The sequence below is a fragment of the Streptomyces sp. MK7 genome, assembly GCF_032658145.1.
Lineage (GTDB): Bacteria > Actinomycetota > Actinomycetes > Streptomycetales > Streptomycetaceae > Streptomyces > Streptomyces spiralis.
Genome location: NZ_JAVACL010000007.1, coordinates 150,698 through 165,423 on the forward strand (window position 1 = coordinate 150,698; position 14,726 = coordinate 165,423).

Genomic DNA, 14,726 nt, shown 5'->3' on the forward strand with positions numbered 1-14,726 from the left:
TCTCGATGCAGGAGTCGGGCCGGCTCAGCCCAGTGCCGAGGTGAGACGCCTCAGCGGCACCTTGCGGCGGTGGGGGCGTGCGGCACTGGTGCGCAAGCCCATCAGATGCGGAACGGACACCGCCGGGGCCCGCGTCGCCGGTGCGTGGAGCTCGTGCGACGCCGGCGCCTGGGAAACCCAGGCGAAGCCACCGGCGGTCGCCCCATACAGAACCTGCTCGCTCATGTCGCACTCCTTACGCATCGCCCGGCGAGGCGCCCGTCGAGGTCCGGGAGCCGGAGCGGCACTTCGCCGAGTCGGACTGGCCAGTATTGATCGGGGGGCGAAGCCGAGACCCGAGCTGCCGGCAACCGGCGAGGTTCAGTGGTGCCACCGCCGTTGCCGTCGTGAGCGGAGGCGGTCAGGGGTGACGGCTCCTTGGCGGGCGCGCCGGCCGCACTGGCGCGTCCGGCTCGGCGGCGCCGCCGACTCACAGGCGGTGAGGCGTCCTGCTGAGGACACGCAGACCCCTGCCCGTCGCCCTGGGGTACTCGTGGGTCCTCGCCGCTGCCTCGGAAGCTCTCGGTCATGGAAAAGAGAGTGACCCGCGATCATGAGAGCCACCTGAACCCCCTCTAAGAAGTCAGAAAAAAGAGCATATGTCCGAAAAGCGCGCCTCAAGGTTCTCGAGCATGGAAGGCTTCGGGTCGGACCTACGGAACAGCGCCCACATCGCGTTGCGGCATCGGGCTCCGTAGGATGGCGCTTGGCGCGATCACCCTCAGGAGCGGGTGATGAGCGCGACGTGCCTGCTGCCAGCCGCCCACGGGGTGGGGAACGGGGACTTGGTCGACCTGCGCGCCCAGCGGCTGTCAGGCGTGATCAGCGCAGCACGGGGTCGGGTTGGGCACTTCGAACGGCGCGAGGGTGCCACCCACGGCCGGGACCAGGGCGAGGGTCAGCCGTCCCTCCCGCCACTCCGGCCGTACATGGTCGCGGGTGAGCACGGGCGCGGCGGGGCCGGGCCCGTCCGTCGACGGGGTGCCGACCACGGTGACATGGTCGATGGCGGTCAGGGTGAACAGGTCGGCCACGGTGACCGTGCCGGTGAGACGGCTCGCTCCCGGGTAGACCACGGCCCGACCGGCACGTCGGTCGGCATGTTCCGCAGCGGCCAGTGCGGCGGTGCGGGAAGCCTCCGCCGGGCCGCGCTCGCGCCCGCCCAGGGCCGCGCCCACGTCCGGCCTCCCCAGGGCAGCCGGTCGCCGCCACGCCGCTTCAGCCCCGTCACGGTCCGGCAGCGCGAGCGAGACGGCTGCGCCCCGGCGGCCTTCGGTGCGGATCAGGTGCGTGCAGGCGAGCGTGCCGGGCGGCAGGCCGAGCCGGTCCACCAGGTCGTGGATCAGATGGTCGGCCTCGCGCAGACTCACCGTCCCGGCGTCCACCCCGATGACGGAGTGGACGCCGGGCACGTCGGGCCGGAGCCGTCCGCTTGGCCGTCCCGGCGACGGTGCAGGCGTAGATCGGCGCCGGTCCATCGCCGGGCAGAGGGCCGCGATAGGTGGGGCCGGTCACATGGCACCACGCTGCCAGGTCCAGCGGCGCGGCTGGATCGTCCGCGATCAGGTGGACCTCGGTGCCCGGTGCGGCGTCGGCGATCCGGGCGCGCAGGTGCAGCAGCAGGACCGCGCGCGGCATGCCGGTGCCGTCCACGATCAGCGGGCCGGCCGGCTGGGTGGTCGGTGCCGGGCTGCGCTGCGGCCGGCTGTGGCGAGCAGGTGGATCGCGCGCTCGATGTCGCCGGCGATGGTCCAGCGTCCAAGGGACACGCGGAGGGCGGCGAGACCGCGGTCGTCGGACAGTCCCATGGCGCGCAGGACGGGCGAGGGCGTGTGGTCGCCGCTGTGGCAGGCCGAACCGGTGGACGCGGCCAATCCAGGAAGGGCGGCCAGGAGTTCGTGGCCACGGACGCCGTCGATACTGACGTTGAGGGTGTTGGGCAGGCGGTCTTCGGCCGGCCCGTTGAGGTGGACCCGGCCTGGCAACGCCTCGACCAGTCCCGCGTGGAGCCGATCACGCAGTCCGCGGATGCGGTCGTGTCCGCCGGCGGCCAGCTCCTGGGCGGCGAGTTCGGCCGCGGCGCCCAGGGCGACGGCGAGGGCGACGTTCTCCGTGCCGGCGCGCAGCCCTCGCTCTTGTCCTCCGCCGGGGACGAGTGGTTCGAGGGTGATGCCGTCGCGCACGTACAGGGCGGCGATGCCCTTGGGCGCGTACATCTTGTGACCCACGACGGTGAGCAGGTCCACGCCCCACTGGCGCACGTCGAGCGGGACTTTGCCGACGGCCTGCGCCGCGTCGCAGTGGAACAGCGCGTCGTACGCGTGCGTGACGCGGGCGAGTTCGGCGATGGGCTGCAGGGCGCCGGTCTCGTTGTTGGCGGCCATGACCGAGACCAGGACGGTGTGTTCGGTGAGGGCGGCAGCCAGTGCCGAGGGGCGGACAAGACCGTTCTCGTCGACCGGCAGACAGGTCACCTGCACGCCGTGCAGCCGCTCCAGGGCCCGGCAGGTCTCCAGGATCGCCGGGTGCTCGGTGACCTGTGTGATCACGTGGGGCCGGTCGGACTTTGCCGCCAGCACGGCGCCGCGCAGCGCGAGGGTGTCGGCCTCCGAGCCGGTGCCGGTGAACACGATCTCCCCGGCCTGCGCGCCGATGAGATCGGCCACCTGACGGCGGGCGCGAGCCAGGGCGTTTCTGGGTTCGCCGGCGTAGGCGTGGCCGCTGGAGGGGTTGCCGAACCACTCCGTCAGGTACGGGTGCATCGCCTTCACCACCCGGGGGTCGACGGGGGTGGTGGCGTTGTAGTCGAGGTAGAGCGGGCCATCCCGCAGTCCGGGGTGCCGGCGGATCACGCGGCGATCTCCGTGTCCACGGGCAGTTCGGCCAGCCGCCACTCCAGCATCCCGTCCACCAGCCGGAGCGCCCTGCGCCCGCGTGCGTGGAGGAGGCGTACGGCGTCGTAGGCGAGCACGCAGTAGGCACCCCGGCAGTACGCCACCACCTCCGTGTCCTCGGGGAGCTCGGCGATGCGGTCGGCGAGTTCCTCGACCGGGATGGAGAGCGCGCCCGGGATGTGGCCGGCCGCGTACTCCTCCGCGGGCCGCACGTCCAGGACCACGACCTCACCCGCCGCCGCACGGGCCAGCAGCTCCTCGCGGCCGACCTCCTCCGCGTCGTCGGGACCGAGGTAGGCGGTGCGGGCGGGCTCGACCACGTCCTGATGCCTCCGGGCGACCTGCCGCAGCAGCGCGTAGAGGCCGGCCACGTCGTCCCCGGCGAGCCGGTAGTAGATGCGCACGCCGTCGCGGCGCGTGGCGACCAGTCCCGCCTGCTTCAGGGTCTGCAGGTGTGCCGAGGCGGTGGTCAGATTCAGACCGGCGGCCTTGGCGAGGGCGTCGACAGGGCGCTCGCCCTGCGCCAGCAGGTCGAGCAGTTCCAGGCGCTTCCCGCTGCTCAGTGCCTTGCCGGTGCGGGCGAAGGCGTCGTAGAGAGCGGCCTTGCGCGCGGCGTCTCCCATGGGCATCCTCCATAAATCCATGGAATATTGTAGGTGACGGCTGGGGCCGGGAGCGACCCGTTCGCCGCCGTTGAACCTGGAGGATCCCATGGGCTTCGCCGACGATCACCTGACACCGCTCGTCGACGCCGGACTGGGCAACAGCGCCTACCTCGTCGACCTGGGCGGAGGCCGCGCCCTGGCCGTGGACGCGAGCCGGGACCTCCGCGCCCTGCGCCGAGCGGCCGGGCGTCGCCGTCTCAGTGTCGCCTTCGCGGCCGACACCCACCTGCACGCCGACTTCTTGACCGGCGCCGTCCAGCTCGCCCACGACGACGAGGCGACGATCCTCGCGTCCAGCGCCGGAGACCGTGCCTTCCCGCACCACGGCCTGTCGGACGGCGACGAGGTGGACCTGGGCGGACTGACCCTGCGGGCACTGGCCACCCCGGGTCACACCGACGAGCACTTGTCCTTCCTGCTCCTGGACGGGCAGCAGGAACTCGGAGTCTTCACCGGCGGATCCCTGATCGTCGGCTCGGCCGCCCGCACCGATCTGCTCGGTGCCGACCGTGCCGAAGAACTGGCCCGCGCGCAGTACCGCTCGCTCCGCCGCCTGTCCGAGCTGCCCGACCACGTGGCGGTCTGGCCCACCCACGGCGCCGGGTCGTTCTGCTCCGCCCCGCCCGGCGCCGAACGCACCACCACCATCGGCGCCCAGAAGCTGACCAACCCGCTGCTCACCGCCGCGGACGAGGAAACCTTCGTACGGCAGTTGCTCGGCAGCCTGGGCTCCTACCCCGCCTGTTTCGACCGCCTCGCCGAGGCCAACCGGCGCGGCCCCGCCGCCCTCCAAGCCGAACCCGTCCTCCCCTCGCTGACCGTGCACGATGTACATCGGCTCCTCGGCCACGGGGCGCAGATCGTCGATGTCCGCCCCATCGCCGATTTCGCCGCGGGGCACGTCCCCGGCGCCGTCTCCATCCCCTTGCGCGACCAGTTCGCCACCTGGCTCGGCTGGCTGCTGCCCGACACCACCCCGCTGGTCTTCGTCACCGCCCCAGGCCAGGACCTGGCCGAACTCACCTGGCAGGCCCTGAAGATCGGCTACGAGCGCCTCGCCGGCCACCTTCCCATGACAGCCTGGACCGGCGACGGCGGCGAGCAACAGACCATCGAACTGCTGACCGTGGACCGCCTCACCGACCGCCCTGTCCTCGACGTCCGTCAGTACGGTGAGTGGGCCGCCGGACACATGCCGGGCGCCCTCGGTATCGAGCTGGGCGACCTGCCCGCCCGCACCGGCGAAGCCCCGGACGGTGCCGTCGTGCACTGCGGACACGGCGAACGCGCCATGACCGCCGCGAGCCTCCTCCAGCGTGCTGGGCACCACGACCTCGCCGTCCTCGCAGGCGGCCCCGACGACTGGGCAAAGGCCACCGGCCGCCCCCTCGAGGAGGGCGCGTGACCGCCGGCACCACCGCCCCGAGCAGCGGCATACAGCTCGGACTGCGCGCCAACATCGCCCAGTTCGCCCTGCTCGTCGCCGTCAACGCCCTCGTGGGCGGCATGCTCGGCCAGGAGCGCACCGTGCTGCCGCTGCTCGCACGCGACGCGTTCCACCTGTCCGCCTACACCGCCGCGCTGACCTACATCGTGGCCTTCGGCGCCACCAAGGCGATCACGAACTTCTTCGCCGGCACCCTCTCCGACCGCTACGGCCGCAAACCCGTCCTCGTCGCCGGCTGGCTGGTGGCGCTGCCGGTACCGGTCCTCCTGATCTGGGGACCGACATGGGGCTGGATCGTCTTCGCCAACGTCCTGCTCGGGGTCAACCAGGGCTTGACCTGGTCCACCACCGTCATCATGAAGATCGACCTGGTCGGTCCCGCCCGCCGCGGGCTGGCCATGGGTTTCAACGAGGCCTCCAGCTATGTCGCCCTCGCGGCCACCGCCTTGGCCACCGGCGCCATCGCCGCCCACTGGGGGCTTCGCCCCGCCCCGTTCCTCCTCGGTGCCGCCTACGCCGCCCTCGCCCTGGGCCTTTCGACCCTCGCGGTCCACGAGACCCGGGGCCATGCCCGCGCCGAGGCCGCACTCCACCCGGCGCCGAGCAATCCCGACCACCACGGCGAGCTGACGACCGGCCAGATCGCCCGGATCACCAGCATCCGCGACAAGGCGCTGTCCGCCGCCAGCCAGGCCGGCATGGTCAACAACCTCAACGACGCCCTCGCCTGGGGCATCTTCCCTCTCCTCTTCGCGGCCCACGGTCTGTCCGTCGCCCAGATCGGCGTCCTGGCCGCCCTCTACCCCGCCATATGGGGCTTCGGGCAGCTGTTCACCGGCTGGTGGTCCGACCGGATCGGCCGCAAGCACCTCATCACGGCCGGCATGCTGCTCCAGGCCGTCGCCATCGCCCTCGTCGCCATCGGCACCGCATTCCCCGTCTGGGCCACCGCCCAGGTCCTCCTCGGCGCCGGCACTGCCCTGGTCTACCCGACCCTGCTGGCCGCCATCGGGGACGTCGCCCACCCCGCCTGGCGCGCCCGTTCGGTGGGCGTCTACCGGCTGTGGCGTGACGGCGGCTTCGCCGTCGGCGCCCTCCTTTCCGGTGCCCTCGCCGACGTCTACGGCCTGACCACCGCCATCTGGGCCGTCGCCGCGCTCACCGCCGTCTCCGGCCTCGTGGTGGCCGCGAGAATGTACGAAACCCACCCGCGCACATGAGCAGCCCGGCCTCACGGCAGCCGCCCGATCCGAGGTGCCGGCCGGCCCGGTTCAGATGGAACGCCTTGGCGGCTCCTCGTCGCGTGTGCTGCTCTTCCGAACAGACTTCAGGGCCGCCCGTGCCCCCGGGTTGCCCGGAGCCGGACGGCCTCGGACGTGGTGTGGTGTGGTCCCGTGGCGGACTGCGCCGCGGCGGCCCTTCCGCACGCGCTCGCTTAGCTGAGCTAGGCCGCAGCCCGGTCATCCGGTGCTGCCGCGGTGGCGTCGGGCTGCTTCGTCATGGCCGCCGCTTCGCTCCGCATCGTCAGCAGGGTGACGATCCCGCCCATCGCGGCGATCGCGGCGGCCCAGACGAAGGCGGCGCTGAAACCGTCCGTGAGGGCGAGCAGGTTGCCCAACCGTCCGGCGCCCTGCGAGGTCGCCACGGCGGTCAGTGCGGCAAGGCCCAGGGCCGACCCCACCTGGTAGGTGGTGTTGACGATGCCGGACGCCAGACCGGCCTGCTCCCGCGGGGCGCCGGACATGGCGGCCATCATCGCCGGAATGTAGGCGAGGGACATGCCGAGCGCGGCCACGAGTGAGGCGGGCAGGACGTCGACCGCGAAGGTGCCGGTCGGCTCCACGGCGGACAGCCACAGCAGGCCCGCAGCGAGGATGAGCAGGCCGCCGCCGATCAACGGCTTGGCGCCGAACCTGGCCAGCAGCCGGGCCGTGATGGCGGTCATGAAGATCATCAGCAGGCCGGTCATGGGCAGCAGCGCGGCACCCGAGGCGAAGGCCCCGTAGCCGAGCACCTGCTGCAGATAGAGGTTGAGGAAGTACCACATCGGGATCCACGCGGCACCGAGCAGGGTCATCGCAAGGTTGGCCGAGCCGAGCCGCGGCACGCGCCAGATGCCGAGCGGCATCAGCGGTTCGCGCACCGACTTCTGGATCACGAGGAAGAGCGCGAGCAGTACGGCGGCGCCGACGAGTTGCAGCACGGTGGCGGTCGACGTCCAGCCGGTCTCCGGGGCTCGCACGATGGCGAAGACGGCGAGCGCCAGGCCCGCGGTGACAGCGACGGCACCGAGCACGTCGACGGAACCGCGTCGGCCGCCGACGGCCGGGAGCAGTTTGGTGGCGGCGAGGGTCGCGACGCCGATCGGGATGTAGACGATGAAGACCCACGGCCAGCTGAGCCACTCGGTGAACACACCGCCGAGGAACACGCCGGCCGTGCCGCCGGCGGGCGCGGCCGCGCCGTACAGCGCCATGGCCTTGCCGAGCTCCTTCGGGTCGTGCGCGAAGAGCATCATCAGCAGGGTCATGGCGGACGGCGCGATCAGCGCACCGCCCACACCCTGCACGGCGCGGCCGACGACCTCCACCCAGGCCGTCTGCGCGGCAGCCGCGACCACGGACCCGGCGATCAGCACAGCCCAACCGGTGTTGAAGACCTTGCGCGCCCCCAGCAGGTCGGACAGGCGGCCACCGAGCAGCAGCAGCCCGCCGAACGCGATGACGTACGCGTTGAAGACCCACTGCAACTCGCCTTGCGAGAAGCCGAGGTCCTTCTGCATCTCGGGGAGCGCCACCCCGATGATCGACGTATCCATGATCACCATGAACTGAGCGGCGGCGAGCACGACCAGTGCCCACCAGCGCCGGGGATTGACGGCTGACATGGGTTCACCTCTCCTGTTCACATACCCCTGGGGGGTACCGTCGCGTTGCACCGTAACATACCCGTAGGGGGTATGTAAGGCAGCGGATCAGCGATCAACTCCGCGCCTCCACGGCGCCGTTCAGACCGCCACTGGAGGGCGAGTTGGGACGATGGCAGGAGAGCGATGCGGCCGACCCACGCGCAGGTGTTCGACTTCCGCGCCTTGAACAACGCCGACGTCCGCATCGATGCGAGAACCACACCCATCGTGGGCCGTAACAAGAGCGGCAGGACGTCGTTCGTCAACCCTTTCGAGAAGTTCTTCGGCGAGGACGACACCAAGTTCGTCCTGGAGGACTTCTCCGCCTGCCGCATCACCGAGATGGACCGGGCACGGCAGATCTTCGCGGTGGCACAGCGCCACGCGGCCGCCGGCGACACCGGGGGAGGTCAAAGGCTGCTGTCCAAGGCGTACGAGCTCGTGCCGGCCATCGGCCTGTCACTCACGATCGCGTACACGGAGAACGACGATCTCTCACCGTTGACCGATGTGATCCTCGACCTCGACGTGGGCTCGGCAGCAGGACCGCCGGGGGTCGCAGGACTCAGCGCGGCTCGCCGGATCGTCTCGGATTCCCCCGCTCCACGCGAAGATCATCACGAAGGGCGGGCGATCTGGACCTCGAGCCCATCGAGCTCCCGCCGACAGCCAGTGCCAGCCACATCACCCAGTCGGAGTAATGACATCCGTCGCAGCGGAAGACGCCTTGCCCGCAGCCACCAGCCTCGTCGGCCGGATCGGGGCACCTCACTCCGCTGGACGCCGACCTGCCCGCAGCATCACGCTGTGCAACGGTGGCGATACTCGGGGTATCCGGACACCTCTTTCGGAAGGAAGTGGCCCGATGCCGTCTCCCGCACGCCGTGCGGCCACCGCCGTTCTCGTCCCGGCAAGTCTCGCCTCGTCACTGACGCTGGCACCGATTGCCCTCGCGGCGACCCCCGCCCCAGTCAGTGCCACGCAGCAGCCTGGCGGGGACCAGATGACGCAGATGGCCCGGCAGTACACCGCCGCTCTGCAGAAACTGCACGGGGCCGCGTTCGAGCAGGCCTTCATGGCCGGGATGATCCCGCATCACGAGATGGCCGTGTCGATGGCCCGCATGGAGCTCGCCCACGGCACTCGCCCCGAGCTCAGAGCCATGGCGCAACGGCTGATCACCGCCCAGAGCCAGGAGATCAGCGACATGACCAGCTGGCTGAACAGCTGGTACGGACTCACGCCTGCTCAAGCGACCGCCCGTATGACCGCAGACATCGGGCAGATGATGAGGTCCATGCAAGCGGACATGGGCTCGATGTCCAGCGACATGGCCACGATGCGGGCCGGTACGAGCGTCGACCAGGCTTTCGTGGAAGCGATGATCGCCCACCACAAGGCCGCCGTCCTCGCGGCAGACACCGCACCCGGACACGCCACCCACAGCCGGCTGATCACCCTGGCCCACTCCATCGCCACCGCCCAGAACGCGGAGATCACTCAGCTGCGCACCTGGCTTCGTGACTGGTACGGGAAGTCGACAACCTCGTAGCCACAGACGCCTCGGACTCCATGGGGGATGCCGGCTGACGGAAGTGTGCGCGCGGGGCGGCTGCCCGGCCTGGCGGTCGCCTCGCTCGGCCTAGCTGTGGCTTCACGGATGCCTTCAGCGCTCAGCGCGGTCGCGGCCGCCGCGAGCGCCCTCGTCGCCCTCGTCGCCCTCACCCTCGTCCTCGGGCAGGAGCACCAGGCCGCTGAATCCGCGTACGTGTCGGAGATACACCCAGCCGAGGAGGAGGAACGCGATCAGGAGCGCGGTGGCGACGAGTATGAGGGACGCGCCCGTGACCACTGGTCACCTCGTGAACATCCTGAGGTCCATCAGCGGCGTCCCGCCGGCGCGTTCGACGACGACAAACTCGCCGCGGAGGACGGGAGCGCCAGGCAAGGGCAGCCCGGCGGTCAGGCTCTGATGGTCAAGCTCGGGGCCGCAGCCCGGACAGGGTGACCGCGACGAGCCTCCTGACCGCCGCCTTGGAGGTCAGGCCGCCGGCACCGGCGAGGGCGTGCAGGCAGTACCCGGTCAGCTCGTCCGGCGCGACGTCGTCTCGCACCTCGCCCGCCTCCACGCCCTCGACCAGTAAGCCCCGGATGAACTGCCGCAGATGCTTCTCGGCGTGCGCCACGTGGTCGCCTCGGTGCAGGAGCGCCGACAACTCTCCCCCATGGCCGTGCCGCTGCTGCTGGATGAACGCGTAGGCTTCCAGCACCGCGGCCAATCGTTCCCCGGGCGTCCCGGCCCGGTCGCGGAGCTGCGCCAGCTGGTCGAGGTGACCGGCGATCTGGCGCTCATGCCAGGCGGCCATGATCGATTCAACATCCGGAAAGTACTTGTAGAGCGTGGCCCGGCCGATGCCGCTCTCCTCTGCGATCCGCGACATCGTCACGGCCCGCAGCCCTTGCTCTGCCACCAACTTCGCCGTGGTCTCCAGCACCGCATCCCGGACGGCGCGCCGGTGCTCCTCGATGGTCTCGTTCCACAGCTTCGGCACGAGTTCAGTGTACGAGACGACGAACCCGATACATGGCGACGAGAAGGAGTCACTATGTCTCGAATGCTCGGGCGCCCTCGTCGCCCGCTGGGGCGCGCGGCCGGTCATCGCGGCCGGAACAACGGCGGTGGCAGCCGCTGCCGCACTGATCGGCATCGGAGCGGCTGAGGCTCAGGACCCGGCGTGGCACTGGGCCTCGGTCTCTTCGGCCTCGGAATGGGGGGTGGTGAGGTGGCCCTCGACGTCGAGGGCGCCGAAGTGGAGCGATTGCTCGGCCGCTCCACGATGCCGGCCATGCACGGGAAGCGGGCAGCGTCTGGGAGGGGGTGAGGGCATGGGGCGCTGTCGCCCATCCCGAGTGTTCAGCCGACCGTCTTCGAATCGCCGGCAGGGGAGTCAGGGTCCGGTGTCGCAGCGGGAGCGGCGGACACCTGGGCAAGCAGGCTGCTGAGGGCCTCGCAGTGCGTGGGGCCGATGGAGTCGGCCAGGGCCCGGTTGACCGTCCCGACCAGGGCGGGGGTGTGCTGGGCAAGCAGCCGCCGGGCCTTGTCGGTCAGCGTCAGGGCGACACCGCGCCGGTCGCCGCAGACGGATTCGCGTGCGACCAGGTCCGCGTGCTGAAGGCAGGCCACCTGATAGGTCAGGCGGGTCTTGGGACGGCCGAGCAGCTCGGCGATCCGCGTCATTCGCAGGGTGTTCCCCGGCTGGTCGGCCAGAAGGCACAGGATGAGGAACTCATCGTGCGAGACCCCCATCGCTTCCTTCACATGTTTGCGCAGCTGCTGCTCGACGGCGCCCGCGGCGGCGAGTACCCGCATCCAGGTCCGCAGCTCCGCCGGCAGCAGCCCGCCCCCGTCCGAAGCCGGGCAGCCCGAGGCATCGCCGGTCTGAGAGGGGCCGGTGGAGGCGGGATCGATGGAGCCGGGCATGCGTCCATGATACCTGTGGTCCAAATTTGCACGACTGCGTGCTAGCTTGAGGTCGTACAAATTTGGACCACCAGCATCGGCAAGGAGTCTCCATGACCACAGGCGTGAAGTCGGGCGCTTTCCATCTGGATCGCGAGGGTTCCACCGTCGCCGTCCGGCACAAGACGATGTGGGGTCTGGTCACGGTGAAGGGGCACTTCACCACGCTCTCCGGTGACGGTCAGGTCCGCCCGGACGGCACCGCCACCGGCACCGTCACCGTCGGCTCCGCCTCCCTCGACACCAAGAACGCCAAGCGCGACACCCATCTACGCTCGGCCGACTTCTTCGCCACCGATGAGTTCCCGGAGATCATCTACGAGGTCCGCGAGGTCACTCCGCGCGGCGAGACCGCCGTCGAGGTCAACGGCAGCCTGACCGTGCGCGGCACCACCCGGCCGCTGACCCTGACCGCCACCGTCACCGAGGCGAGCACCGACGCGGCCACCCTGACCACCGATTTCACCGTGGACCGCAGGGAGTTCGGGCTGACCTGGAACCAGGCGGGGATGATGCGCGACGTGACCACGGTGAACGCCGTCCTTCGTTTCCGGCGCACCCAGGACTGACTGGGCCGTCGGCAGTAGGCCGGGCGACAGGTCGTTGCGGTGCCGGCGGAGGATTCGGGCGCCGGGCATACTGCCCCATCCACGAGGACAACTGGCGGCGGTCTCCTCGCTCCTCCGCCGGCCCTACGGAGGGCACCCTCGAACTTGGTGGTCATCGGGTCCCAGAGGGACGCGATCTGCTCCGGCCCGGGGACATCGAGCGTCGAGACGTTGCCGTCCTGTAGCGGGAAGGCGAACCCGATGGGTGCGCCCTTCCTCTTGGCCGGGACCGGCACTCGCGGGTCGATCGATCCCATCAGCGGCCGTGGCCGTGGCCGCCGCCGTGGTCACCATCATCGTGGTCGTCGTGGCCGACGATCGTCCACGGGCGCATCAAGTCGTCGTCTTCGTGTTCGAGAATGTGGCAGTGGTGGATGTACGTCGCCGGCAACTCGGCGCCGCTGCCCGGAATCGACGCGATCGTATCCGTCGGCGGGATGAATTCCTGAATGATGATTCGAGTCACCATCTTCGCATGGGCCTTGACCGTGTCCTTGTAGGACAGCGCTTCGTCCGGGTCTGGCGGAATCGGTGGCCCGGTGAAATATTTCGCCAACACCGGTCGGTCCTCGGGTTTGCGGCCACCGTAAATCCACTTGTCGTAATCCGTCTGGTAGCGGGCCGCGTCGATCGGCTGCCTGTTCAGCACCTGGAAGTCGACGAGGTGGACATGCATCGGGTGGGCGTCATGGTTGGGATTGATGTACTCCCAGATCTCGGTCGAGTCCGCCTTGACGAAGTCCTGGGACGGCTCCATGAAGGGCACCGCGTTGAACGTCATGGTGCTGAAGAGCTTGTGCTGGTAGACGACCCATTCCCGCCGAGGGGTGTGCGGTTTCGGCTTGATGGGTGCCACCGCCGGCAGCTTGAGTTTCTTGGGCGGCGTCGTCCTGTCCCCGCCTCCGGACAGTGGTTTGGTGACCTGGAACTGCATGATTTCCGCGATTTCCGGTCCGCATCCGGGGATGCCAGGGAAGTGGACCTGTGTTCCCGGGTAGTTCGTCAATGTGACGTTCGTACCCATGGGCATCCGACTGAAGTCGACGATCAGGTCGTACCGCTCGGCCGGGCTGATCAGAAAATCGAGCATTTGCAGCGGAGCGCGGAAGCCACTGTCGGTGCCGATCAGCCAGAACGGCAGTGGGGGCTCAAGAAGTACGTCTCTGGGAACGTCGAACCTCAGCCGCCAGAAACGCTCGTTCGAAGCGTTGAGAATGCGCAGCCGGTAGCGTCGCGGCTCAACGGCCAGGAAAGGGTATGCCTTCCCGTTGACGACCGGGGTGTCCTCGCCTTCCCTCTGGGTCATGGTGTAGGCGAGCGAGCCGTCCCGGTGGAAGGTCCGGTCCTGCAGGATGAGGGGGACCTCGAATTCGCCACGCGGGAGCCCGAGCCGCTCGTCGGCGGGGTCACGAATGAAGTAGAGACCGGCAAGGCCCGCGTAGACGTTGAGGCTGGTCATTCCCATGCCGTGATCGTGATACCAGAGCATGCACGAACGGTCGTGGTTGGTGTAGCCGTAGATCGCCTCGTTGGGTTTGACCCGGCTCGGGTCCAGGGTGGAGTAGGACTCGGCATGGATGCCGTCCGGACTGAACGACTGCAGCGGCATGCCGTCGGACTGTGGTGCTGTGTAACCGCCATGCTGGTGTACGACGTTCCAGACGCTGATATTCGGGGGAAAGGGCGGGACGCTCTTGTAGGGAGGCGGAGCGATCGGGGCGAGCTCGGGGTCGCCGTTGCGAATCTTGTCGATCACGAACTGGAACATGTGGGTGGTCGGCAGCTCGTTGCGCCACTTGACGACCGTCGGATGGTCACGCGTGGTGCTGATGGTCGGCCCGAGATAGCCCATGCCGATCGGCTTGTGAGGATCGTGCGGGTTCGTGGCCCAGTAACCCCACACAGGTGACGGCCCGAGATCCCGGTGGAAGCGCCACAAGCCCTGTCGCATCGTGATCTCGTAGTAGTCGGCGCCCGGATAGACAGAAGGATCCGGGATGGCCGTCACCGGCCTGGGCAGCGGGTCGACGAACTTCTCCAGCGGAGGGGTGTTCGGCGTTCCCGCGGGGTCCTTGCACCCTGTCGGCGGGTGCGCCGTCGCCGCATACGTCGGCACTCCCAGAACACCCTGTGGAAGCATCGCCGCACCCCCCATAGCGCCGGCCACGAGGAATTTCCTTCGCGCAATCACCGTTTCCAGCCTTCCATCGCCTCACGTAACGATCACGGTGTACAAGGCTGATTCGGTACGTTGCTGGAGCACGCCGGTCCTGTCCGGAAACGCCACTCGTTGAGCCGATCTCAGCAACAATTCGACAGACATCGGAATTAGAATCTCTTATTACTGTCAGTCCGAATACGTGTAAACCCGTCTCCCGGTGCGGCCGAACTCGTTCATCCCGTCCCCCGCCGCTCCCACGAGAGGGGTCGTACCCGCCGCGGCGGGCATGCGCACAGCGGAAACGGCTGCCCGGTCCCGCTCGACCGCAGGGCCGCTACCGACCTCACGGTAATCGCGAACCACGGCCTCGTCGCCCCCGTCGAGGAGCGTCTACGTCGGTTACCGATCCCCAACATGCTCGTCACCGACGCCCTCGGGCCCATCCGGACCGGGCATTGCCGGTTCAGGTCCCGTCCGTGCTTCG

The 14,726-nt window shown here is 69.6% G+C and carries 13 protein-coding genes; 4 read left to right on the plus strand and 9 right to left on the minus strand.

The features are described 5' to 3' along the window. Positions 1-24 precede the first annotated feature (24 nt). The 4 genes from R2S09_RS12035 to R2S09_RS12050 form a co-directional block, all read right to left on the minus strand. Entirely contained in the window at positions 25-225 is a 201-nt protein-coding gene (locus R2S09_RS12035; RefSeq protein ID WP_306187402.1) for a hypothetical protein, read from the minus strand. A 626-nt stretch (positions 226-851) separates the two neighbouring features. Then, the gene (locus R2S09_RS12040) at positions 852-1,451 is read right to left on the minus strand and encodes a hypothetical protein (protein ID WP_316740870.1); all 600 of its coding nucleotides are present in this window, start codon (positions 1,449-1,451) and stop codon (positions 852-854) included. A 243-nt stretch (positions 1,452-1,694) separates the two neighbouring features. After that, complete coding sequence (locus tag R2S09_RS12045; protein ID WP_306187404.1) at positions 1,695-2,891, minus strand: cysteine desulfurase family protein; 1,197 nt, start codon at positions 2,889-2,891, stop codon at positions 1,695-1,697. Further along, positions 2,888-3,556 (minus strand): metalloregulator ArsR/SmtB family transcription factor, encoded by a 669-nt coding sequence (locus tag R2S09_RS12050; protein ID WP_316740871.1) that lies wholly within the window; start codon positions 3,554-3,556, stop codon positions 2,888-2,890. Before R2S09_RS12050 ends, R2S09_RS12045 begins: the two co-directional genes overlap by 4 nt. Positions 3,557-3,644: 88 nt before the next feature. Between R2S09_RS12050 and R2S09_RS12055 the strand changes: the two genes are divergently transcribed. Together R2S09_RS12055 and R2S09_RS12060 are read left to right on the plus strand one after the other, a co-directional pair. Next, positions 3,645-5,003, plus strand: coding sequence for a rhodanese-like domain-containing protein (locus R2S09_RS12055; protein WP_306187406.1), 1,359 nt, complete (start codon positions 3,645-3,647; stop codon positions 5,001-5,003). Continuing rightward, positions 5,000-6,265: an MFS transporter gene (locus tag R2S09_RS12060; RefSeq protein ID WP_316740872.1), complete on the plus strand. Its 1,266-nt coding sequence runs from the start codon at positions 5,000-5,002 to the stop codon at positions 6,263-6,265. The genes R2S09_RS12055 and R2S09_RS12060 overlap by 4 nt, the downstream gene beginning before the upstream one ends. 224 nt (positions 6,266-6,489) lie before the next feature. On the opposite strand, the gene R2S09_RS12065 is transcribed toward R2S09_RS12060, so the two are convergent. Next, positions 6,490-7,932 (minus strand): MFS transporter, encoded by a 1,443-nt coding sequence (locus R2S09_RS12065; protein ID WP_306187408.1) that lies wholly within the window; start codon positions 7,930-7,932, stop codon positions 6,490-6,492. An 886-nt stretch (positions 7,933-8,818) separates the two neighbouring features. On the opposite strand from R2S09_RS12065, the gene R2S09_RS12070 reads away from it, so the two are divergent. Beyond that, positions 8,819-9,505, plus strand: a complete 687-nt coding sequence (locus R2S09_RS12070) for a DUF305 domain-containing protein (RefSeq protein WP_316740876.1) — start codon at positions 8,819-8,821, stop codon at positions 9,503-9,505. A 114-nt stretch (positions 9,506-9,619) separates the two neighbouring features. On the opposite strand, the gene R2S09_RS12075 is transcribed toward R2S09_RS12070, so the two are convergent. The 3 genes from R2S09_RS12075 to R2S09_RS12085 form a co-directional block, all read right to left on the minus strand. Further along, on the minus strand, positions 9,620-9,805 hold the full coding sequence (locus R2S09_RS12075) for a hypothetical protein (RefSeq protein ID WP_306187411.1): 186 nt from the start codon (positions 9,803-9,805) through the stop codon (positions 9,620-9,622). Between the two features lie 124 nt (positions 9,806-9,929). After that, positions 9,930-10,505: a TetR/AcrR family transcriptional regulator gene (locus R2S09_RS12080; protein ID WP_306187413.1), complete on the minus strand. Its 576-nt coding sequence runs from the start codon at positions 10,503-10,505 to the stop codon at positions 9,930-9,932. A gap of 362 nt (positions 10,506-10,867) precedes the next feature. Further along, positions 10,868-11,434: a MarR family winged helix-turn-helix transcriptional regulator gene (locus tag R2S09_RS12085; RefSeq protein ID WP_306187415.1), complete on the minus strand. Its 567-nt coding sequence runs from the start codon at positions 11,432-11,434 to the stop codon at positions 10,868-10,870. Positions 11,435-11,526: 92 nt separating this feature from the next. On the opposite strand from R2S09_RS12085, the gene R2S09_RS12090 reads away from it, so the two are divergent. Then, the gene (locus tag R2S09_RS12090) at positions 11,527-12,042 is read left to right on the plus strand and encodes a YceI family protein (protein WP_316740880.1); all 516 of its coding nucleotides are present in this window, start codon (positions 11,527-11,529) and stop codon (positions 12,040-12,042) included. 295 nt (positions 12,043-12,337) lie between these two features. On the opposite strand, the gene R2S09_RS12095 is transcribed toward R2S09_RS12090, so the two are convergent. Next, on the minus strand, positions 12,338-14,248 hold the full coding sequence (locus R2S09_RS12095) for a multicopper oxidase domain-containing protein (protein ID WP_316740882.1): 1,911 nt from the start codon (positions 14,246-14,248) through the stop codon (positions 12,338-12,340). Between the last annotated feature and the right edge of the window lie 478 nt (positions 14,249-14,726).